This window comes from Pseudoalteromonas sp. D15MCD-2, assembly GCF_038562745.1.
Classification (GTDB): domain Bacteria; phylum Pseudomonadota; class Gammaproteobacteria; order Enterobacterales; family Alteromonadaceae; genus Pseudoalteromonas.
Map to the genome: position 1 here is coordinate 237,047 of NZ_JBCFQE010000002.1, position 21,780 is coordinate 258,826.

The 21,780-nt window shown below is 42.1% G+C and carries 16 protein-coding genes; 5 read left to right on the plus strand and 11 right to left on the minus strand.

Translation table 11 applies throughout. The features are described 5' to 3' along the window. Positions 1 to 52: 52 nt before the first annotated feature. Positions 53 to 1,201 carry a benzoate/H(+) symporter BenE family transporter gene (locus AADY36_RS17800; protein WP_054563235.1) on the minus strand — a complete coding sequence of 383 codons (1,149 nt, stop codon included), beginning with the start codon at positions 1,199 to 1,201 and terminating at the stop codon, positions 53 to 55. 450 nt (positions 1,202 to 1,651) lie between these two features. Here AADY36_RS17800 and AADY36_RS17805 point away from each other — a divergent pair, with 450 nt between their 5' ends. Beyond that, a complete protein-coding gene (locus AADY36_RS17805) occupies positions 1,652 to 2,188 on the plus strand; it encodes a hypothetical protein (protein WP_054563234.1) in 537 nt (178 codons plus the stop codon). 884 nt (positions 2,189 to 3,072) lie between these two features. Here AADY36_RS17805 and AADY36_RS17810 read toward each other — a convergent pair. From AADY36_RS17810 to AADY36_RS17825, 4 genes are read right to left on the minus strand one after another with little or no spacing between them, the layout of a single operon-like run. Further along, on the minus strand, positions 3,073 to 4,266 hold the full coding sequence (locus tag AADY36_RS17810) for an alkaline phosphatase family protein (RefSeq protein ID WP_342409387.1): 1,194 nt from the start codon (positions 4,264 to 4,266) through the stop codon (positions 3,073 to 3,075). A 12-nt stretch (positions 4,267 to 4,278) separates the two neighbouring features. Further along, complete coding sequence (locus AADY36_RS17815; RefSeq protein WP_342409388.1) at positions 4,279 to 6,036, minus strand: hypothetical protein; 1,758 nt, start codon at positions 6,034 to 6,036, stop codon at positions 4,279 to 4,281. Positions 6,037 to 6,053: 17 nt separating this feature from the next. Then, positions 6,054 to 8,369, minus strand: a complete 2,316-nt coding sequence (locus AADY36_RS17820) for a PEGA domain-containing protein (protein WP_342409389.1) — start codon at positions 8,367 to 8,369, stop codon at positions 6,054 to 6,056. Between the two features lie 10 nt (positions 8,370 to 8,379). Then, positions 8,380 to 9,792 carry a glycerophosphodiester phosphodiesterase gene (locus tag AADY36_RS17825; protein ID WP_342409390.1) on the minus strand — a complete coding sequence of 471 codons (1,413 nt, stop codon included), beginning with the start codon at positions 9,790 to 9,792 and terminating at the stop codon, positions 8,380 to 8,382. A gap of 218 nt (positions 9,793 to 10,010) precedes the next feature. Between AADY36_RS17825 and dgt the strand changes: the two genes are divergently transcribed. Beyond that, complete coding sequence (gene dgt, locus AADY36_RS17830; RefSeq protein ID WP_054563229.1) at positions 10,011 to 11,468, plus strand: dGTPase; 1,458 nt, start codon at positions 10,011 to 10,013, stop codon at positions 11,466 to 11,468. Between the two features lie 109 nt (positions 11,469 to 11,577). Then, entirely contained in the window at positions 11,578 to 14,010 is a 2,433-nt protein-coding gene (locus AADY36_RS17835; RefSeq protein ID WP_342409391.1) for a hypothetical protein, read from the plus strand. Between the two features lie 958 nt (positions 14,011 to 14,968). On the opposite strand, the gene AADY36_RS17840 is transcribed toward AADY36_RS17835, so the two are convergent. Next, a complete protein-coding gene (locus AADY36_RS17840) occupies positions 14,969 to 15,661 on the minus strand; it encodes a hypothetical protein (protein WP_342409392.1) in 693 nt (230 codons plus the stop codon). A 151-nt stretch (positions 15,662 to 15,812) separates the two neighbouring features. Further along, on the minus strand, positions 15,813 to 16,721 hold the full coding sequence (locus tag AADY36_RS17845; protein ID WP_342409393.1) for a LysR substrate-binding domain-containing protein: 909 nt from the start codon (positions 16,719 to 16,721) through the stop codon (positions 15,813 to 15,815). Positions 16,722 to 16,834: 113 nt separating this feature from the next. On the opposite strand from AADY36_RS17845, the gene AADY36_RS17850 reads away from it, so the two are divergent. After that, entirely contained in the window at positions 16,835 to 17,140 is a 306-nt protein-coding gene (locus AADY36_RS17850; protein WP_342409394.1) for a hypothetical protein, read from the plus strand. 264 nt (positions 17,141 to 17,404) lie between these two features. Here AADY36_RS17850 and AADY36_RS17855 read toward each other — a convergent pair whose 3' ends face one another. Both AADY36_RS17855 and AADY36_RS17860 read right to left on the minus strand, forming a co-directional pair. Then, positions 17,405 to 17,686, minus strand: coding sequence for a putative quinol monooxygenase (locus AADY36_RS17855; protein ID WP_342409395.1), 282 nt, complete (start codon positions 17,684 to 17,686; stop codon positions 17,405 to 17,407). After that, entirely contained in the window at positions 17,683 to 17,904 is a 222-nt protein-coding gene (locus AADY36_RS17860) for a DUF2798 domain-containing protein (protein WP_054563225.1), read from the minus strand. Before AADY36_RS17860 ends, AADY36_RS17855 begins: the two co-directional genes overlap by 4 nt. A gap of 81 nt (positions 17,905 to 17,985) precedes the next feature. Here AADY36_RS17860 and AADY36_RS17865 point away from each other — a divergent pair, with 81 nt between their 5' ends. After that, the gene (locus AADY36_RS17865; protein WP_342409396.1) at positions 17,986 to 18,840 is read left to right on the plus strand and encodes a LysR family transcriptional regulator; all 855 of its coding nucleotides are present in this window, start codon (positions 17,986 to 17,988) and stop codon (positions 18,838 to 18,840) included. A gap of 109 nt (positions 18,841 to 18,949) precedes the next feature. Here the strand turns inward: AADY36_RS17865 and AADY36_RS17870 are convergent, their stop codons facing one another. Further along, on the minus strand, positions 18,950 to 19,675 hold the full coding sequence (locus tag AADY36_RS17870; RefSeq protein ID WP_342409397.1) for a hypothetical protein: 726 nt from the start codon (positions 19,673 to 19,675) through the stop codon (positions 18,950 to 18,952). A 444-nt stretch (positions 19,676 to 20,119) separates the two neighbouring features. Then, complete coding sequence (locus tag AADY36_RS17875; protein ID WP_342409398.1) at positions 20,120 to 21,778, minus strand: response regulator receiver domain; 1,659 nt, start codon at positions 21,776 to 21,778, stop codon at positions 20,120 to 20,122. Positions 21,779 to 21,780 lie beyond the last annotated feature (2 nt).

A 21,780-nucleotide genomic window follows, 5' to 3' on the forward strand; every position in this document is an offset into this window, starting at 1 on the left:
CCTAGTTATTATATACAGTAACTAGGGCCTTTTTTAATATAGAAACCTGACATTAATCTTTACGTGTCATAACCAAAGTCACCGTACCTGCAACAATTCCCCAAAATGCAGAACCAACCGAGAACAAAGTTAGGTTTGAAGCTGTAACTAAAAAGGTCACGATTGCGGCTTCGGTATAATACGCCTCAGTTAATGCTTGCTGTAAACTACTAGCAATAGTGGCGAATAGCGCAATGCCTGCCAATGCCAAAATTAATGCCTGTGGCAAACTTGCTACCAAACCGACCAAGGTTGCCGCAAGGAGCGCCATAATAATGTAAAACACACCACCAGCAATGCTTGCCCAATAACGTTTACTTTGGTTTTTATCTGCCTCAGGGCTCATACAAATGGCAGCGGTAATGGCCGCTAGGTTAATGGCATAACCACCAAATGGTGCAATAAATACATTTAAAAGTCCGGTTACATTTAACGCTGCCGATACAGGGGCTTTGTATTGATGCGCCTTTAAAACAGCAATACCCGGTAAGTTTTGCGACGTCATGGTCACAATAAATAGCGGCAAACCAACACTTATCATGGCGTTTAAGTCAAACTCAGGCGCAATATAAGCAAACTCGCTCATTTTCCACTGCCAGCTAGAGGTATCAATTTGCCCAGTCACACCTGCTATTAAAAAGCCCGCCACAACCACTGCAAGCATAGCAAAGCGTGGAAAATAGCGCTTGCCACATAAATAAACAGCCACCATTAAACCAATCACTAAAGGCAGCTCATTCATAAAGTTGAACACATCAATACCAAAATTCACCAGCACGCCTGCAAGCATGGCACAGGCCAATTGGCTTGGAATTTTGTTCATCATTTTTTCGAACACACCGGTAATTCCAGACAAAAAAACCAGCGCCGCCGAGAACATAAACGCACCAACAGCTTGGTTTAAGCTATACCCTTGGGCGCTTGAAATAAGGAGTGCCGCTCCGGTTGTTGACCACGCAATAAGAATGGGTACTTTGTAATAATAAGACAACGCAATTGAGCTAACGCCCATCGCAAGACCAAGCATTAATACCCAGCTGGCAACTAAATCAGGTGTGCCACCTAACACCATAACAACCTGATAAATAAGCGCGATTGAACTGGTAAAGCCAATAATAACGGCCACTAAACCCGCGGTTGCTCGACTGATGAGCTGACTCATGTACACACACTCCTTGGCAATTAAAAATCTACCATATCCTATGATTTGCCAGATGGCACTGTACACTTTTGTAGTATTTTAAGATTTATTTACTATACAGATGACACAAAAAAGGCGTGTTATAAACACGCTTTTATAAAGTTAAAACCATCTCTAAACAAGGCTCTTTAGCTACTTCAATATTTAACGTCCTATTTCATAGGTCTCTTGCTTTAACAAGCCTTGGCTATCTTTATAAATGATCCACCCGCGCATGGTCGGTACCTCTAGTCTTGGAGTTTCGATGACAAAAAAACACGGATTATGCTCAGCATTCAGAGCCGAGTAAAACAAATTAGTTTTATCGACACGATAATAAAAACCACTACTTAGTGATTAACTATTGACCGAGTTGTTAACTTGAGGTAAAAACTAACAATGAGTTAACATAAAAACCCGTAAGAGAAACATGTGAACAGGACGCTTGCATTAATCTTCATTCTGCCACTTACAGCATTTGCACTGAATGAGTGGCATATTCAAAGTGATGGTTTTAAAACAAAACCAAGCACACAGCAGTTTGTTGCCTCTTACAAAGCAGAAGCCGACCAAATAGCCCCACAACCCATTGTGAATTTAACTGCGCCGCTTAATCAGCTATCTAATCATGCGCACGATTACCTATATAAACAAGGCCGTTTGCCTGACCAATTAGCAAACACCGCATTCAGCGAATTTGATTTAGACACCCTAAAAACCCTACAACCCGGCGATCACTTTATTTTAGTGATCGACGAATACCTCAGTTACACCGTCGAAATTAGTAACATCATCGAAGCCAGCAATGGCGATAGAAGTGTATTTGGCAAGGTCAATGATCATGCCAAAGCAGGCCATCAAGCCGTGATGACCCTCACAGAAAACACCCTACAAGGCCAATTTGATGCCGGCAATCAAAGCTACAAGTTTCAAAGCCATGGTGAATACGGGTGGGTAACGAAGATGTAGGTAACGAGGTACGAGTTGCTAGTTTCAAGGGGAAAGGGGAAAGTTAGCGAGTTTCGAGATACGAGATGCGAGATGCGAGGGTAAAGTTAGCGAGTTACAAGATGCGAGTTACAAGATGCGAGATATGAGATACGAGGAACGAGTTTCGAGTCTGTAGCAGTGATTTTACATCGCGTCCAAGAACCAAAATCCTAGCACCAATTGCTTCCCTGTAGGACTGGCTTTAGCCGGGAATGGTTTGAGTAAGTGACGAGATACGAGGGGCGAGATAGGAGTCTGTAGCAGCCATTTTACATCGCGTCCTAGAGCCTAGTACCTAGCGCCCAGCTCCTAGAACCGAATGTCTTAATCCGTAGGCGTGAAACTTGTTTCGCGCGTCTGAAAGCTGACCGCTCTCATTTATGTTTGATTCTATTCGGCACTAAAGTACCTCCTACAAGTGAAATCAAACTCGTAGCAGCGATTTTACATCGCGCCCAAGAACCAAAATCCTAGCACCAATTGCTTCCCTGTAGGACTGGCTTTAGCCGGGAATGGTTTGAGTAAGTGACGAGATACGAGGTGCGAGATAGGAGTCTGTAGCAGCGATTTTACATCGCGTCCTAGCGCCTAGAGCCTAGAGCCTAGCTCCTAGAACCGAATGTCTTAATCCGTAGGCGTGAAACTTGTTTCGCGCGTCTGAAAGCTGACCGCTCTCATTTATGTTTGATTCTATTCGGCACTAAAGTACCTCCTACAGGTGAAATCAAACTCGTAGCAGCGATTTTACATCGCGTCCTAGAGCCTAGAGCCTAGAGCCTAGCGCCTAATACCCAGCTCCTAGCTCCTTTCCCCTTTCTAACTTTACTCTTTCCCCTAGAGCCTTTCCCCTCACCAACTCACACCTACTCCTCAATCGCGGGCCATAAACTTTCACCGTCGCTATCGATTGGGCTTAAAATCTCAAGGCCTAGAATTTTGGCGATCAGCGGGTACACATCTAAATTACTTACTTCGTCTAAACGTAGGCCTTGTTTAAAGGCGGGGCCGGTGGCGATAAAGGTTGCGGCCATATCTTCACTATAAGCGTAACCATGAGTGCCTAAATAACCGGCCATTTTACTGTCGGTAAACACTCTAGGTGCGTCGGTTTGTAAAATAATATCGCCAACGCGCGGGCCTTTATCGTAGTGATAATCACGCTTTTGCTGCTCGCTTAGCACGATATAGCGACCATCAGCGGCTTGAGCGAGCTTTTTACTGAATCCATTAATGTCTGCTTTGCTATCTGGTTTTGCATAATATAAAACCCGAGGGCCGGTGTTTTGCACTATGAAGTTTTCATCTTGTGGCAGGCTATCAATTTTAATACTAAGGCTTGGATCAACAGACGTCATACCGTGATCAGAGACAATCACTAAGTTAATGTTTTCATCAAGCACTCTTAAACGGCTTGATAAATCAGCCATTAAACTATCTAGCTTTTGCACTGCGTCATAAGTTTCTTTAGCATCAGGGCCAAACTCGTGCCCCATGCTATCGACCAACGAAAAATAACTTACCACTAAACGTGGGCGCTGTGCTTTTGGCAAACTCAACCACTGAATAATTTGATCAACACGCTTTTGGTAATCGCTATGTTTTGAATAATGATAAAAGTAATCAGGCAACATACCGTTAAAGCGCGCATCTGATTCAGGCCAAAAATAGGTTGCGGCTTTTAAGCCCTGCATTTGCGCTAGGTTCCAAAGCGGAATACCATTTACCCAAGTGCTGTCGTCTTTCCCTTTACCCATTTTGTAGCAGTCGCTACGCTCAGTATCACAAAAGCGGTTCTCGACAATGCCATGATTAACAGGCAATAAACCGGTAATAATCGACAAATGATTCGGAAAGGTTTTGGTCGGATAAACAGGGCGCATTTTGTTTGCTCTCACGCCCTGTTCACTGATTGCTTTTAAGTGCTTTGCATGGTGTTTTTCAATGTAATCCCAGCGAAATCCATCTATCGAAATAAGTACCACAGATTGCTCTTGCTCCGCTTTTACAAGAGAGCTGAACGCTAATAAACCCGCTAAAACTAATTGCCAAATACGCATGCGAAACCCTTTTTAGTTCAATTTGTTAATTTGCTCAGAAACTTTACCAAACTGTTTTGAAAATTTTGTGATCATGCTTTCTAGTTTTTTCACACTACGTTTTAAACGTGAGCCGTTTATTTGGCTATAAATAAAGCCCCAAACGCCTGTAACCACACTTAACACAATAAACACAGCAACCGGTAGGCCATCTAAGTGCTCAACCACTTGCGGGTAATCATTGAGTAAATCAATGCCAACATCTGGCACAAGTGTATTTACTAATGGATAAAAATCTTGCGCATCAAAGTACCAAGCTAACCCTATTGATGTAAGACCAAGTAGTACCATACGGTTAAAGCCATGCACCATACCAAAACTGCGTACTGATGAGTTGTCATAAGTAATGTCTTTACTCACATTAACGGCATACTCTCGGTAATACTTATAATAACGTTTTGTGTCTACACTGCTGTAGGCGTAATACACCCAATCACCAATATCAACAGAGCCCAGTAAATCTTCACCCGCTTTAAAAATATATGGTTCACCCGATGCGGTTTCGAGCATGATTTCACCTTTTAAGGTGGTGCTACGATTACGATAAACTTCAACGCGCTCTTTTACGTCACTACCTACATACGTGCCACCTCGATACGTCGTTGTGGTTTCTGTCGTGGTCACTGTTTGGCGGGTTTCATTAGCATGTGCGCTTTGCTCTTTTTCTAGTACTTTGCCAAGCACAGCACGATGACGAATAGTGCCTTTTTCGTTACGTGCCCAAACATTTTTATGCACGTAATCGTTTTCATATGCAAGGCTATACTCATCCATAATGGCATGCTCAAGCTCAGCAATACTGGTCGGTTTAGTTATGCTCGACTCTAACGCTTTTTGAATGCTAATGGCTTGCTCATCATCTTTTGCAAGTGATTGTTCTTTTTCAGCAATCGCTTCAACGTGTTGCTTAGCGCCACAGCAATAACAATGCGCAGCATCTTGGCTAATACGCTGCTGGCAAGAGATACAAATAACATCTGACTTACTTGGCGTTCTTGCCAGCATGTTATAACCCAGTTGATTTAGGGTGGTCGATAGCATCACATCTGTTGCAGCTAAAATCGCATCATACTTTGCTTCTTGTTTGGCTTTAGCTTTTTTATGGTAGTTGTGCTCTGCCATAAATACCCCGATAGCAACTGGCAATGACGCAAGTAGCGCAGGTAAAAACTCAAGCTTTGCAGCAAACAACATGATTAAGAATGTAATAACACTTAGCACCAGCCACAAAATGGTTCCGCCAGTGTAGTTTCGGCTAATGGTTTTGTCCCAGCTGCGATATTGTTGATCGGCAAAATGCACAATCACAACTGGCATAAAGCGGTCATTTTTAACTACCCGCCTAGCATTGCCATCAGCAATGCGATAATTAAGCGTTAACGGTGTTTCTTGAAATGCGGTGATTACATTGCCCTTTTGTAGGTTAGCAATCACATCTTTTTCTGCATCAACACTAAACTCATGAATAATGCCATCTTTGTCTTCAACTTCTAGCCACCAATAACCGTACAGCATGTTGTCGTTATTGGTTTTATAACGACGCTTATAGTAAAACATTGATTTCACAACGCCTGTGACCGTACTCGCTTGTGGCGCATAGTTTTTCACATCAACCAGCAAGTCAGGGCTGAGTTCTTCAACCGTGTGCATTTGTCTTTTTTGCTCAAGAGCTTCTCCACAATCACAACAGTGAAGATCGGTGGCATACACCGTATTTTGGCAATGTTGCATTTTCATTCCTTGCTTAATTATTTGCTTAAATCAATGGTTAATGTTTGTTCGCCAGCATCTACTTGGTGCCAACGTCGATACGTTTTATACCCAGGCGCCGACACTTGAATATCATAAGCGCCAGTTTTTAAAGTCATGCCAGGGCGATATTTAGGGCCGATATTCATAATGCGAATAGTGGCGTTCGCCGGGTTTGTAGTAATGGTAAGTTTAGTTTTTTGCTCAACCAGATATTGTCTACGCTGTTGCTGCTCAGCACTTAAACTGGCATCGCCATGGCGCAAAATATCAACCTTGGCTAAAGCATGGCTCAGCGGGCTAAAGTTCTCGTAAATATGCAGTTTTTCTTCAAACTTTAAACCAAGAGGATGCAGCAGAGGCTGGGCATGCAAAGTCCAACGAATCGCATAACTAAACACCGGATTGCTCGACTCATCGACCTTGTCTAAAAAGTAGTTAACAGGGCTTTGATCATCCTTGGTAAAGGTGTTATGCACAAACATTACTGGCACTATCAAAATCAGCGCAGGCATAATCAGCTTTTGCAAAACAGATACACCTGTCGTTGGTTGCTTTTCTTGCTTAGGTTTAACCAGTTGCCACAGTTTTAACGGCAGCTTGCTAAAGGTTAAGCAAATCAAAAACAGTGATAACGACATCGAGATAGGCGGAATAATCACCGAACGCAATGCTTGCTTACCGTACTCAGCATACTCGCCACCATCAGCAAATTTACCTTCTGAGCTATTAAGCATGGCTAGGTATTTGTCGGTGCGTTTTGCAATGTTTGGATCAAGCACCTTGTCTTTAAAGTTCTTTTTATTCCAATCGGCACGAATGTTTTTTACGTATAAATCACCCATTCTATCGGCAATTTTTGCTTGAATTTGTGGGTGTAGCTGAAACGCAACCCAGCTTAAGTTTGGCTTTAAACTCATGCCGCGTTTACGCATTTCGCTTTGCCATTGTGCATTGGCTTCACTTGTAACCTTATTGGCTACAGCATTAGCAAATGCTTGGCGTTGATTCACATTCCAGTTGCTTTCAAGCTGTAACCCTTTGCTGGCAAAATGTGATCTAAGCTTCTTTTGCGTTGTTTCGTGAGCACGAAACGCCATTAAGTTTTCAATCGTAAATGGGTAGCCCGTTTCACTCACAAACATCTTATGAAAATTTGGATGTTGTAAAAAACGCAGCTGGTAATGATCTGGGTCATCGGTGTATTTGTAGCGCTTATCTTTAAAGCCGCCATCACCACCGGTTGCTAAACTAGCAGCTTGTAATGCGGTATAAACACCACCAGTAAGCACCCCCATTAAAATAGTGCCTGCGGCATTTTCAGCAACCGAAACATCTTCTTCAATAAGCCAGTAATCAGGCTCTATGTAGCCAATACCGGCTTTTAAAATATTGCTTCGGTAGTCTGCTGCTTCGCGTTCATAACAACGATTTCGGCGGTCTTTTTCGCTGCTTTTGTCATAACGCTCACGGCATTTTGCAATGCTTTGGTGGTAATCATAAATCTTCGGGCCATACTTTTGTGCACGCGCTGACGCTTTTGCGATATGGGCTTTTTGCGCTTGTTGGTACTTGTTCCAGCCGCTATTGATCTCTTGTTCAACTTGCTGCCAATAACCTTGCTCGCGCTCACCGATACTTGCCAAAGTGCTGTTGTACTTTTTACTGCCATCAGCATAGGCTTTGTATTTAACCACCAGCTCATCATATAACTGGCTGTAGTTTTTATAATGTTTATCAAAATCTTGATACGCTTTTTTCTGTACAAACGCAGCAATAATCTTTCGCTTATCTTGCTCTAGGTTGTCTGAAAGCGCGGCATCGCTATACAGTAAGCCACCAAACAGCGCCAAAAAGGTCAGGTTTTCTGAGCTATGTAATTGCTCAGGGTTGTAATCAAGGTCATTCACTTTAATCGAGTTAATCGCCAGTGCATCTCTAAGTGCTGCACTGTAGGTAGCAAACTGGCGCTGCTCTGCGGTTGAAGGCTCAATTAAGGTTTTTTCAATGGCATATTTTTGGCCAAAAAACACCACCGGCCAAACTAAGCATAATAAAGCAATAAACGAGATAATCCCGCGGCCCACTTTGGCAACCATAGCCTTAGGTAAAAAGTCAGCTAACAGCAGTGCAACACCCACCCCAGATACAGCTCGGCCATAAATTTCGAGGTGTTCAAGGTCTTCTGCCGAAGGGGTACCTAAACCGACTAAAGAGACTAACTGGGCATTAAAAATTGCCTCAGGTAATAAATATAAAGTAGCTAAAACAAGTAGCAAACAGCGCCACCAAAACGGCTTTATTAAATCAGTCATAGTTTTATTCTTATTGTTTTTTACGCAGTTCTAGTTCAACAGCAGGATCTGTTTCTAGGCTAAAATCTTCATCGGCTTGGCGAGTCCCAATTTCTAAATTAGGTGCTGAAGGAGTCGATGTTACTTTGGGAATATAAGTTTGTGCCTGAGTTGATTTAAGCGTGCCGCCGACCGCTGGGTAAAGCTGATTCCCTTTATAAGCATACAGCTCATCAAGGCGCTCTAAATCAAGGTCTGTGGGCATGCTGGCAATCAACCTAGCGTCTGCTTCATCGCTAAAATACGGCTGCATTTTTGGTAACTCAAACACAGAACAAAAGCCATAAACGGTATCGTCCATAATCACAGAGTCAGGGCGAAGAGAACGCGACTGCGCTAATAGGCTGCGCTCATGATAGTCGTGGCCGTTAATAGAATAAGTGGCAATCATAATACCGCGCGCTTTAGCAACCGGCTTTAAGCGTGCTGCACTTTGCTTGTAATGACGAATATCAAGCACATAACCAAAGTTACGTTTTAGCTGTTTTGCTAATCTATCGAGCTTAACTGGGCTGTCGTAACGTTTTTCACGATGATAGCGATTACCCAGAGCTTGTAAGCTCTCAAGCTCTTCTTTGTTGCGCTCGTAAATTGGGTCGCTACCAGCGCCGCGTTTTAGGTCACTTGCTAACTTATTCATAGAGGCTTTTGCTGGTGACTGAATAAATGCCAAGTAAATATCTGGGTTAATATCGCGCATACGAGTCAGGTTGCGCATTTCTAAACTGCTAAAAAAGTAGTTACCACCACCAACAAATTCATATGCTAAATAATCCAGCATTTTTAAATCGTTAACTGAAGCCTTTGATTTTATTTCAATATTCAGTTTTTGATGAGGCTTACGGTAGCGCGCAAATGTGGCAGCAAGCTCTCTGAATGAAGGTGGCATATCATCGGTAAGTAACCCGGTATCTTGGTTACGATGACGTAAATAGCCCCACTCTTTTTTATAGCTCATCGACTCAATTTTGCGGCGCTTATTGTCAACTGTGCCGGTTTCCCGACCTGTACGGGCATCATGATGCACAACCCACACATCGTCACGGGTAATTCGCACATCAATCTCAACAACGTCAAAATTGTTGTCGATGGCATCAATTACCGCGTTAAGCGAGTTTTCTGCATAACGAATTGAGCCACGGTGGCTCTGCAAATTAAAGTTACTGCATTGCCTAGCAGAGGCGTAGTTGATATTACCAAGTTGGCTTTCATAAAAACCTCGTGCATACAGTGCACCCTGCTTGGCCTTAATGGCATTTTTTTCGGCCACCGTTAAGGTGCTTTCAGCGCTTGGCTCTGGGGTGCTTTTACAAGCCGTTAAACCAATACAACACAGGAAAATACTGGCTAGGAGCCATGGTTTTTGAGACAGAGTTTGCATCATTGCTTTATAGCCAAAAGGCTTTCCTTTTTAATACAAGATAATGAAGAAGTGCGTAAAACTGAATAATATATGAATAAAGGCCACGATTTAAAGTAATAACTTTAATAAAAATGAATATTTTAATTTAAGATACAAGCTGTTAGATTTAATTTAATAAATAGCAAAATGTTGCTAACAAAACGCAAAAGCCCGATTTTACCGCTTTGTGGGAATGAAAAATGATCGATTTTGGTAAAAAAATTACTCCAGCGCGCGAAATGCGTTCTACCAATAATTTACACACGGCGCTTGAAAGTGATCGGGGCCGCATTATTAACAGTGCAGCAATTCGCCGTTTGCAGCAAAAAACCCAAGTTTTTCCACTAGAACGTAATGCTGCAGTGCGCTCAAGGCTTACCCACTCGCTTGAAGTACAACAAGTGGGTAGGTTTATTGTGCAAACCATTTTTAATAAGCTCAGTGATGCAAAACAAAAAGAATATGGCTTAGCTGGGCTTGAGCGCCCGCTAGAAAGCCTAGTAGAAATGGCGTGCCTAATGCACGACATAGGCAACCCGCCGTTTGGTCACTTTGGCGAAGCAGCCATCAACCAATGGTTTGATAAACACTTAGACGCACTGACTCCTGAGCGCTGTAAAGGCATTGGTATTAGTGTGATCTTTAAACACCTTGCCCAAGACATAAAAAGTTTTGAAGGTAATGCCCAAGGTATTCGCATAATTCATTCATTACTTTCTCTAAACTTAACCTACAGCCAAAGTGCCGGAATTTTAAAATATACACGCCCGGCCAGCATGGCGAAAATAGACAGCCCGCAAGATAAAAACTACTTGATGAAAAAAGTGGGTTACTACTTCAGCGAAAAGCCGTTTATTGAAGCACTACAAACTGAACTCGAAATTGAGCAATACTGCCGTCATCCTGCTAGCTACATTATGGAAGCAGCTGACGATATATCGTATTGTTTGGCCGATATTGAAGATGCCGTAGAAAAAGGCATTATTAGTGTTGAGTCGCTTTGCGAAAAGTTAAAAGAGCAATACACCCGCACACTCACGAACCTAACCATAGACGATACCAAACACAGCGACTTTGCCGAAAAAGCCATTGATTATGCGTTAAGTAAAGCACAAGAGCAGCCGTACAATTTTAATAGCGAATTTTTTATCTACCTGCGCGTGACCTTGCTACACCCATTAGTAAGCTACGCAGCAGAGCGGTTTATTAATAATATTGAAGCCATTTACCACGGTGATTTTAATCAGGCTTTATTAGAAGATCGAAGTCACTTGCATGCCGTCACGCTCACTTTAAAACAAGTGGCATTAAAGCATGTATTTTGCCACAAAGAAGTAGAGCGTTTAGAGCTACAGGGTTACCGTATAATTAGCGGTTTACTTGACTGCTATAAACCTTTACTAGCCCTTGATGCTGATGCTTTTAAACGCGTGTTAAAAGGCGACCAAAACTACTTAATTGAAACTCGTCTTGTTAAAAAACTATCTAATAAACATTTAAATAGCTACCAAAAAGCCATTGATGCCCTAAAAGCCGAACCGGATCATTTTGCCGCTTACGAGTTCTATTATCGCTGCCGCTTAATTCAAGATTACATAAGCGGAATGACTGACCAATTTGCTTACGACGAATACCGTGCGCTCATGGTAATTGATTAACCACTACGAATACGCTTAATTTGTTAACCAAATGTGGATAAATTACTCGTCTCAGCTTAGAATTAATTAACTGTTAGGTCATCGACTAAACCTTACTGGTCCAGAACTTATGCCAATTATAAAAACAACTTTTCTCTTATTACTCCTAAGCTTAAGCTTTACGAGTAAAGCGCAGTACAACGAAGCCATGTGTATTTTGTTAAAACAGCAAATGCATGAGTACCGCTTTAACACCAGCAATAAAAACTATCGCTCAGCTGCCAGAAACTATGAGAAAAACTGCAAAAATCCAACGCCAGTAAACAATGCAGCTGCTTTCGAAAAACTAGAACAACAAACGAAAGAAACAGCCCCAGTTAATTCAACTGCAGCGGCTAACCCTAGGGTGCACTCAGGCGCTATTCAAGCAGAACCTGAAGAAACTACGGCACCTATTGCAGAGCAAACCGTTGAACCTATCGAACAGCAAATGCCAGCAATTGAGCCAGAAGTTCAAGAACCAGAGCCTGTCGAACAAACAAGTGCCTCAGCAGAACAAACCGAAATACCAGCAAAAGTTGACCGTATTACGATTTCTGATGCTCCTGAAGAACCTGTAGTAGAATCAACTACTAGCTCTGCTATTCAAGATCAAGCCGCTGAAGTGAAAACCCAAAGCGCTGAGACTGCAACGGCTGAAAAACCAGCTGAACCTGAAGTAAAAGCAGAACCGGCACCAAAACCTGCGCCAACACCTGCACCTATGCCAGAACCTATTCCTGCAAACAGCGATAGCTCTTCAAGCTCATTATTAATGCCAAGCTTAATTGTGTTGTTGGTATTACTTGTTGCAGGCTTAGTGATTGTGCGTATTCGTCAAAGCAAAAAAGCAGACGCCGATTCAGAACTTGAACAAAGCTTAATGCAAGCTAAAGCCCTTAAAGCAGCTGCAGAAGCACAAGCAGCTGCTGAAAAAGAAGCTGAAGAACTCAAAGAAGCAACAGCCGCAGTGCTGGCTGAAGAACAAGAGCACCCTCATGAAGACAGCTACCCGCTTGCCAACGATACATTTACAGCAACCGAAACTGACAATAATGACGAGCTTTCTGAGCTTATGCACTTTAGTGCTCAGCGTGATAAAGAAGAACAAGAGTCTGAAACTTCACCTGAACAACCACCAGCAGAAGACTTTGCTGATGCCCATCAATTCGAAGATCTTGAACTAGGTTACGACGAGAAAAACGTAAGTGACGCTGATGACGACTTTTTGGATGAGCAGCGCGGCCTAGAGCAAGAGCTAAAATTAGCAAGCCTAGAAGATTCATCGTATAGCATCAACGAGGAAGCTGAGCCGCAAGCTGATGACGTTCAGCAAGACGAGCCTGAAACACAACCTGAATCAGAAGAACCGAGTTATACTGCTTCGTCATCATTTGGCTTTGACGAGTACACAACCAAAGAGCCTATTGAAGACGAGCCTCTTACACCTGAGCCATTTGCAGAGCCTAAATCCGAGGCCCCTGAAGTAACTGAACTTGATGACTTTGAAAAGCCAGTATTAGAAGAGCCAAGCTTTACGAGTTCGTCATCGTTTGGCTTTGATGAATACTCAACTAAAGAGCCTATTGCCGACGATGAACCAGTATTAGCCGAGATAGAAGAACTCGAAAAGCCGGAAATCGATGAACTAGAGAAGCCAGAAATTGAAGAACCAAGCTTTACTGCATCTTCATCTTTCGGTTTTGATGAGTATTCTACAAAAGAGCCTGTTACCGACGATGAACCCGTGTTAGCCGAGATAGAAGAACTCGAAAAGCCGGAAATCGATGAGCTGGAGAAACCAGAAATTGAGGAGCCAAGCTTTACGAGTTCGTCATCGTTTGGCTTTGATGAATACTCAACTAAAGAACCTATTGCCGACGATGAACCAGTATTAGCTGAGATAGAAGAACTCGAAAAACCGGAAATCAATGAGTTAGAGAAATCAGAATTTGAAGAGCCAAGCTTTACTGCATCTTCATCTTTCGGTTTTGATGAGTATTCTACAAAAGAGCCGATTTCTGACGAAGAACCGTCTAAAGATGAAGTGCCCGAATATGACTTATCATCATTTATGGGTGATGATTTATCGTTTGCTGATCATTTTAATGAAGATGAGCACACAGTCACTGCGCCAAACCCAGCAGAAGAACACGACGACATTAACGATGATGATTTAGCTAAAGCCTTACAAGCACTAGAACAAGAACTACAAGATGAACCAGCTTCCGTTAATGTAGAAGAGCCGTCACAGCCAGCGGTAGAAACTGTTGATTTGTCTGACGAACTGAGTAACGACGATAAGCTTGAAGAAACGCCTGAAGAAAAAAGTGAAGAAGCCGACAAAGAGCCAGAGCAACAAGATGATAAGCCGTATAATCCATTTGCGAACTTATCGCTAGATCCAACCTGGGACCCAAATTCAGACGAAAAGCCTGTGATAGAAAGTAAAACCAAACAGCCAAAATCACAAGCCTTAATTGACGCAGAAGAACGCGCCAAACAGTTTAAAACGGATGAGTGATCAAGTTACGAGGTACGAGTTTCGAGGGGAAAGGTACGAGGTGCGAGATTCGAGATGCGAGGTGCGAGATTCGAGATTCGAGATGCGAGATTCGAGATGCGAGATGCGAGATGCGAGTTTGTAGCAGCGATTTTACATCGCGTTCTAACGCCTAGAACCCAGATCCTAGCGCCTATGTTTCATTCGTAGGCGTGAAACTTGTTTCGCGCGTCTGAGAGCTGAAGGCTGACAGCTCTCATTTATGTTTGATTCGGCACTAAAGTACCTTCTACAAGGTTCAAATGCAGAGAAGAACGCACGACCTAACCAACACCACAGTTCGACTGATATCTAACATCTGACCTCTAATGACTAAAGCAGCGATTTTACATCGCGTCCAAGCGCCTAGAACCCAGATCCTAGCGCCTATGTTTCATTCGTAGGCGTGAAACTTGTTTCGCGCGTCTGAGAGCTGAAGGCTGAAAGCTCTCATTTATGTTTGATTCGGCACTAAAGTACCTCCTACAAGGTTCAAATGCAGAGAAGAACGCACAACCTAACCAACCCCACAGTTCGACTGATATCTAACATCTGACCTCTAACGACTAAAGCAGCGATTTTACATCGCGTCCTAGCGCCTAGAACCCAGATCCTAGCGCCTATGTTTCCCCGTAGGCGTGAAACTTGTTTCGCGCGTCTGAGAGCTGAAGGCTGAAAGCTCTCATTTATGTTTGATTCGGCACTAAAGTACCTCCTACAAGGTTCAAATGCAGAGAAGAACGCACGACCTAACCAACCCCACAGTTCGACTGATATCTAACATCTGACCTCTAACGACTAAAGCAGCGATTTTACATCGCGACCTAGCGCCTAGTTCCTAGCACCTAGCTCCTTTCTAACTTTACTCTTTCCCCTTTACTCTTTCCCCTTTACTCTTTCCCCTTTACCCTCGCTAACTTTCCCCTCGCTAACTAAATGCTCACTTCACCACTGGCCGTGGGCGCATTAACCAATGGAAAATAAATATCAAACCAAAGAACACCGATACAGCTAAAGCACACAACACAATGATGTTGGTTGGTAAGAACGAATCTGTGCTGTAGCTGTAGCGCTTTAATTCTTGCTCGGCGCTTAATTTAGCTCGTTCGGCTTTGCTAGGTAAAACAAACTCATGAAACGAATCTGTTGGTTTTGCTTCTGTACGGGCAAGTTGCGCACTTTTTTGCTGCCATAACATATCAAATTGCTGAAACTGAATTTGCTTATTTTCAAGACACGACTCAAGGTTTTGCAACTGTAACGAACGAGCAGCACAACGTGGCGGCATAACATAAAAGCGGTCCCATGCAGCTTGTTTGCTGATGTAGGCTTGCTCAGTTAATGGCTTTGCCAAGGTGTTTTCAAGCTCAGTAATATCAGGGTTATACAAAGACGACTTTAGCTCAGCAATTTGCTCTTCACTAAAGCAAGTTTCAGATATTCGCGCCGACAAGCTTTGAATGCGCTGCTTATAGGCTTCAATTTTGTCGAGAAGATTGGTTTTACGCAGGGCTATTTGTAGCTCTATACGTTCGGTTTGCATGCTTTGACATGCATCTGAAGGAGCGCTTTGCTGCGCCCAAACAAAAGCGGGCAACAACAAGGCTGTTGTCATTAAAATCCGTTTAATCATTAATTTACGTCACTGTAAAGGTTAGGGGTACAGATTATCAGTTTCTAATAAAACTGCAACAAATCTGCGGCAAATTCATCTAAAAGAATGACAAATTACCTGCCTAACAATTTTACATAGCGAACGAGCAATAATCATGAAGGGCTTAAGGTTAATTATTTCCACTATCAAACTGCTGATCATCCATAGCAAACTGCTCAAGTAACCAAGCTTTAAACAGCTGTACTTTTTGCCATTTAAAATGATCGGTAGGCGCTGCAAGGTAATACTTAAATTGGCAGTGATATTCAAAGCTTGGATAAATCTCTAGCTGACCAAGTTGAAGTTGAGTTTCGATTAAGCGCCGTCTTACCAATGCAATACCTTGCCCTGCTAACGTGGCTTGAATAACCAATGCTGCATTATCAATTTCAAGTGCGGGAAGCGCATCTGGGCTTACTGCTAATTGCTGAGCCAAAGTTGACCAACCGCGCTCAGCATCAGGGCACACATCTTTAATTAATTTTTGTGCCAGAATCTGCGGTTTAAGAGGTTTATTAACATCAATAGCACCGGGTTTATAAGCCAAAAATAGGCTATCGTCGCTGATAAGCTCACTGTGTAAATCTGGGTAGCTACCTTGCCCATATCGAATACCTAAATCAACCTGCCCCGCTGAAAAGTCGGCAAGTTGATCGCTCGGTTCAATACGCACTTTGATATTGGGGTATTTGTTTTGAAAATCACTAATACGTCCCAGTAACCAACCACTGGCGAACGAAGGCAGCACAGTTAAGTTTAACGTATTCGGGTGGCTATCTTGGCTAACAGCCTGCACACCTGCCTGTAAATGACTAAATCCCTTAAGTACATGGGGTAATAGCTGTTCGCCTTGGCGAGTCAACTCAACATAACGGGTATGACGAGTAAACAAGCTGCAATCAAGCTGTTGTTCTAACAAGCGAATTTGTTGGCTAACCGCAGCTTGGCTAACAAACAATTGCTCTGCCGCTAGCTTAAAACTACCTAACTCTGCCGCGTGCTTAAAATACCAAAGGCTTTTTAATGGGGGTAACTGCATACGCTTTTATAGTTAACAAAAACTTAAGCATAGGCAATTTTTAATCGTTTGTCAGTAGTGGTGACACGAGTAATACTCATATTGCCAACCGCGACAAGATAAGGACAACCACCATGAAATACCAAGTTATTTTATTAATTTTATTTACCACAAGCTTTAGTTACGCCAACCAACCCGTAATTACTCAGCTTGATACCGATGAAGGCTACCCTTATAAAAACTTAATTAAAAAAGTAGAGCGAGTAGAAATTCGTTATGTAGAAAACAGCCATTCGGTGACCTGCAAAGTCAATGTGCAAACACTGCATAACCAATACATGGGCAAAGAACAAACAGTCTCAGCCAAGTTGTTTGCAAAACGCCCAATGGCCGCGTGTTTAACCCGCGAAAAAGCCAAACAAATCCTGCATATGCTGTAACCATTTCAACCTTGTTAAACTAGGCTACGAATAGCAGTACTTCCCCAGTAGCCTAGTTTTTTAGCTGTCGGCGTGACCTGTTTTGTCTGACGGCTGATCGCTCTTTTATGTTTCATTCGGCACTAAAGTACCTCCTACAATACCTCCTACAAGGTTGTTATTACAGAGAGAAAACTCGACCTAAACAACCCCACAGATCGACTTTCCCCTAGTACCTAGCCCCTAGAGCCTAGCTCCTTTCCCTCGCATCTTGCTAACTTTTTCTCAACACACCTCCACCTTCTCTACCTCAACAGGCTCCGCCAAGGCATTTTCATAAAACGCGAACACAGCTTGGGTATAAGGCTGAGCATAATGCTCATCAAGGGCGGCTTGCGATGCAAACTGCTCAACTAAAAACAAACAACGCTGCTCTTTACTCGCAAACAACTCAAAACGATTACAACCAGGCTCTGCGCGAGTGGCTGCTAATATGCCCTGTAAACGCCCTTTACAGTCGTCAAATAATGCCGCCTTTGGTGTAATTTTTGCCACGATATTAATCATACTGACTCCTTACTATATAACTTTAAAACCAATGCCCGAATAGGCGGGGCAACCGTAAAAGCCACCACAAACGCAGCAGGCCACGCATTAGCAAACGCCTTCATCCAACTTAGAAAAAATGTATCGCTTAGCCCTAAGTTGACATAAGTGACCCATGCCGAAAGTAAAAACGACATTAAAAACGAAAATGCCGCAGTAAAAGTAAAATGAATTTTCATATGTCCTCCTTGGCGTTACTATATTTGCACAGGCCAAGTGGCAACAGTCACGAAAATGCAAACTAAGATTGAGGGAGTCGTATGCTGGATGATCTGCATTTATTTATTGAAATAGCGCGCCGTAAAAGCATGAGCCAAACAGCAAAAGATTTAGGACTGAATCTATCGACCCTATCAAGGCGCATTCAGGCGTTAGAAGAAAAACTCGCTGAGCCATTACTGCAACGTACAGCCCGAGGCATTGTGTTAACCGCCAAAGGTGAATCACTGTATAACGAATTAGGCGAGCAGGTGCTTGCTCTTAACAGCCAGCTTGAGCAATTAAATGACTCGCCCGCCGCAAAAGAGTTTTACCTGTTGTGCCCACAAAACATCATTGCGGGCCCACTGATGGCGGCAGTTAATCAGTTTGCAATAGCAAACCCTGCGTTAAACCTCCACATTTACCCAAGTAATGCCAACAGCCAACTAAGCCAAAAACGTTTTGACTTAGCCATTCGCATTGGCGAACAACAAGACTCAAGTTATTTTCAAAAGCGCCTAGGCATGATCGCAATAAAGCTGATTAAAAAGACAGGTGCCCCAACATCAAGGCTGATATTGCCCTATTCAGAGTCACAATTACCCAGCGGTTTGCTAAATAAATTAAAAACCGAGTATGAACATATAAGCTTTTGCTTTGATATTACAATCGCCAGAAAAATGGTTGAAGCAGGCTATGGCATTGGCTTACTACCCATGAGCGAAATTTGCTGTATAGACGACACCAGCAACTTTAGTTATATCGACTCCCCCCTCAACATTCCCGCAAGGCCAATTTACGCTCTCTGGCCACATTCACGCACACCATCAGCGAATGCCCAGTTGTTGATAGAACAACTCCAAACCAGTATTGCAGACTCACCGAGTTTACAAGGAGAGGTATTGGTGCTTTAGTTGCGAGTTGCGAGATGTGAGATGTGAGATGTGAGATGCGAGATGCGAGATGCGAGATGCGAGATGCGAGATGCGAGGCATTGTAGGTCGGGCTTTAGCCCGTGAAACATCAATCTTTAAACCAACGATAAAGACCAAACACAAAAAACATGGCTGCAATGCCAGCCAAGGCTAATTGCCAAATTTTAAGGTCATTCAACTTTGTAAATTGCGGACTGACACTCTCATCTAAAGGCGGCGAAGCTTGTTTTATTGGCAGTTCAATTACCGGGTCATTCATTACAACTTTGTTTGGTTTTTTATTGGCATTTATTTCTGTAATGGTTGGCTTTACTGTAATAACTACATCTTTGTATTCTGATTTCTGTTTACCGCTCCAAGCCGATTCAAATAGCGCCTTTTGCTCAGCTTTATTTTCACTACACCATACAAAATCAGCTTGCTGAATATTTTTCGCTCTACAGCGATCAGGTAATTGATAAAATTGACCCCAAGCATGGCGTTTTTTATCGTCATTATATGAATTTGAATACACCGTAGAGTTATGTACTTTGGTGTTTAAAAGTGCGGTAGGGTTAGAGCGATACGTATAATTACCGCCATTACCAGAGCTTCTTTTTGGGTGTTTGCAGTGTCTCGCCAGCAGCGTAAAAAGCTCATCTAAACGCTGATTCCAACGTTCACCTTGCCTAGCCGTATAGCTACGATTCATTCTTTTACGAATGCTCTCACGCTCAGCTTCAATACTATCGCAGCGACTTTTTGAATATTGCTCTTCAGCAACCGTGTAGAAACTCGCAAGCAAAGTAGCGAGTATTAAAATCCATTTATTCATAACATTACATCTGTGTAATTTGGTAGGCCACATTGTACCAAATTCAGGGCGAGGAAAAAGTGACCTTTTAACTATTTATTTAGTTATGTCGCGTTGGCGACGGCAACCAAAGAGAAGTAAACGCCGACTTGCATCGGCAGGGGCGACTAATTAACTTTCGCGCTTTTTAGGTAAGTTGGTTAAGTATGCAATTGATGCAATTCCAAATTCAAGCGAAAACTTGCAATATAAAAATTTCGCAATCAGCTTTGCGGTAAAACTTAAAGATCATTTCCACAATTACGAGCTGAACCACGAAAACCGCATCATAATCAAGGTCCAGTCTTCGCTATGCTTAACCTAAATAACTAATAAGTACATAAGACTTGTTATCTCCAGAAAAATGCCAATTCTGATAGTTAGAAGCTACTAACAAATACATCAAATGAAATGGCATTCAAACTTCTATTTTTGTTTTTGTCTAAGCCACTCAAAAGAATCCAAACCAACTCTTGCTAATTGTGCTGCTAAGCCATTAACTACCGCTTGAGATATTGTGAACTTAAATTCTCCACACCATTCGAATAAAACAGGTTTTTCATTACTGCCGCTAAAAAACTCAGGTGTCCCAGTTTCATTGATTGCTGATAATACGGCTTTCTTGTCATCATTAACTAGAAAGTGGATTGTTTTTATATTCTTAGCAGAAGGTGCTATTTTTAGTTTCAAATGGCCATCCAGTTTTCTCATTACATGAGTAAAGTCACTATTACTTATACTCGTCTTCAAAAAAGTGAAATTTTGATAACCTTTTTTTAGCCTGACAGTATCACAAAGAGGCTGAATACAGAGATAATATTCATCATTTGTTTTTTCTTTAATTAGAGTTCCTTGCTTTAACACTGGTATATGATCATTTAATGTAAGTAAATTTCGCCTGGTACTTTCTAATGAGCAAAAATCAAGTAAAGGTACTGTATCATAATTATCAAATGTCAATTGAATCAATGCCTTATTAAAAAAATCTAAAGTAGATTTATCTCCATCGCCTTTTAACTTTAAATTATTTTCTAAAACATTAATTAAGTCCTCTTCTTTCGTCGCAGATAGGAGTTGCTTCATAGTCTCATTATTAAACTCAACTTTCTCCTGACCCATTTTAATCTTAAAACGAAGAGATTTTTGTTTTGGGCTCATATGTTTAGGCCACGTTTCTAGTACTTCTTTTGAAAGACTGTCTTTAACTATTTGGCTTATCTGTAATTCTGATTTTAACTCCTCAGATATCAAATCCACAGCATAATCAAATGCTACCTCATTAGCTTGTTCACGCATATCTGGAGAAGAGATCAAACCTAAAACATGTGATAAATAAGCTGTATCTAGACCGCTATTAAATTTATGCAACAAATGATGAGTATTATCACGTATAGCCGCTATTGAAGCTAAAGCAGCATTAGACAATAGACCTGTTGTTAGATTTGTAAAGGAATTAACCAAGTAATTACACAAAGCAATTTCCTGAATGTCACCCTTATCTACAACTTCTATTTTCCAATGCGTTAAGTTAAGAGTACTAAATGTTATCGTACAGTCTTTCAATGTGGGTTTAAGGGATTTCAGCGAATTGTTTAGAGTATCTGCAACGGCTTTAGTATCTTTTGCAGTGTAGATGCAGATTAAACGAGTTCGTCCTCCTTCAGACTGGTCTAATTCTGAAATTTTCTTAATCACATCTGTAGCAAATTTTCCGTCAGCCTCAGCAACCTCCATCTGCCAATCTAATATTGTGATATCCGAATTTTTCGAAGTATTGACAACAGCATCAATTGAAGAGTCCAAATCCCCCTGTTTTGGGGAAACCCCACCGCATATGATCCCTTTACGAGCAAACTCATGAGATAAATCTTGATAGTAAAGTCCATGATCCAAAGGTTTAACTGCTTTATCGTCGTTTTTAACGTCAAGCTCACCTAAGCCTGTATCATTAGGTACTTTTAGTTCGTCTTTATCTACTGCGGGCCTTGGTTCAAATCTAATATTATCATCAACAGCTACCACCGATTGTAAAAAGTGCTGTGCAATTTTTTTTGAATTATCTTTGAAGTTTAATACTTGTGTCATCC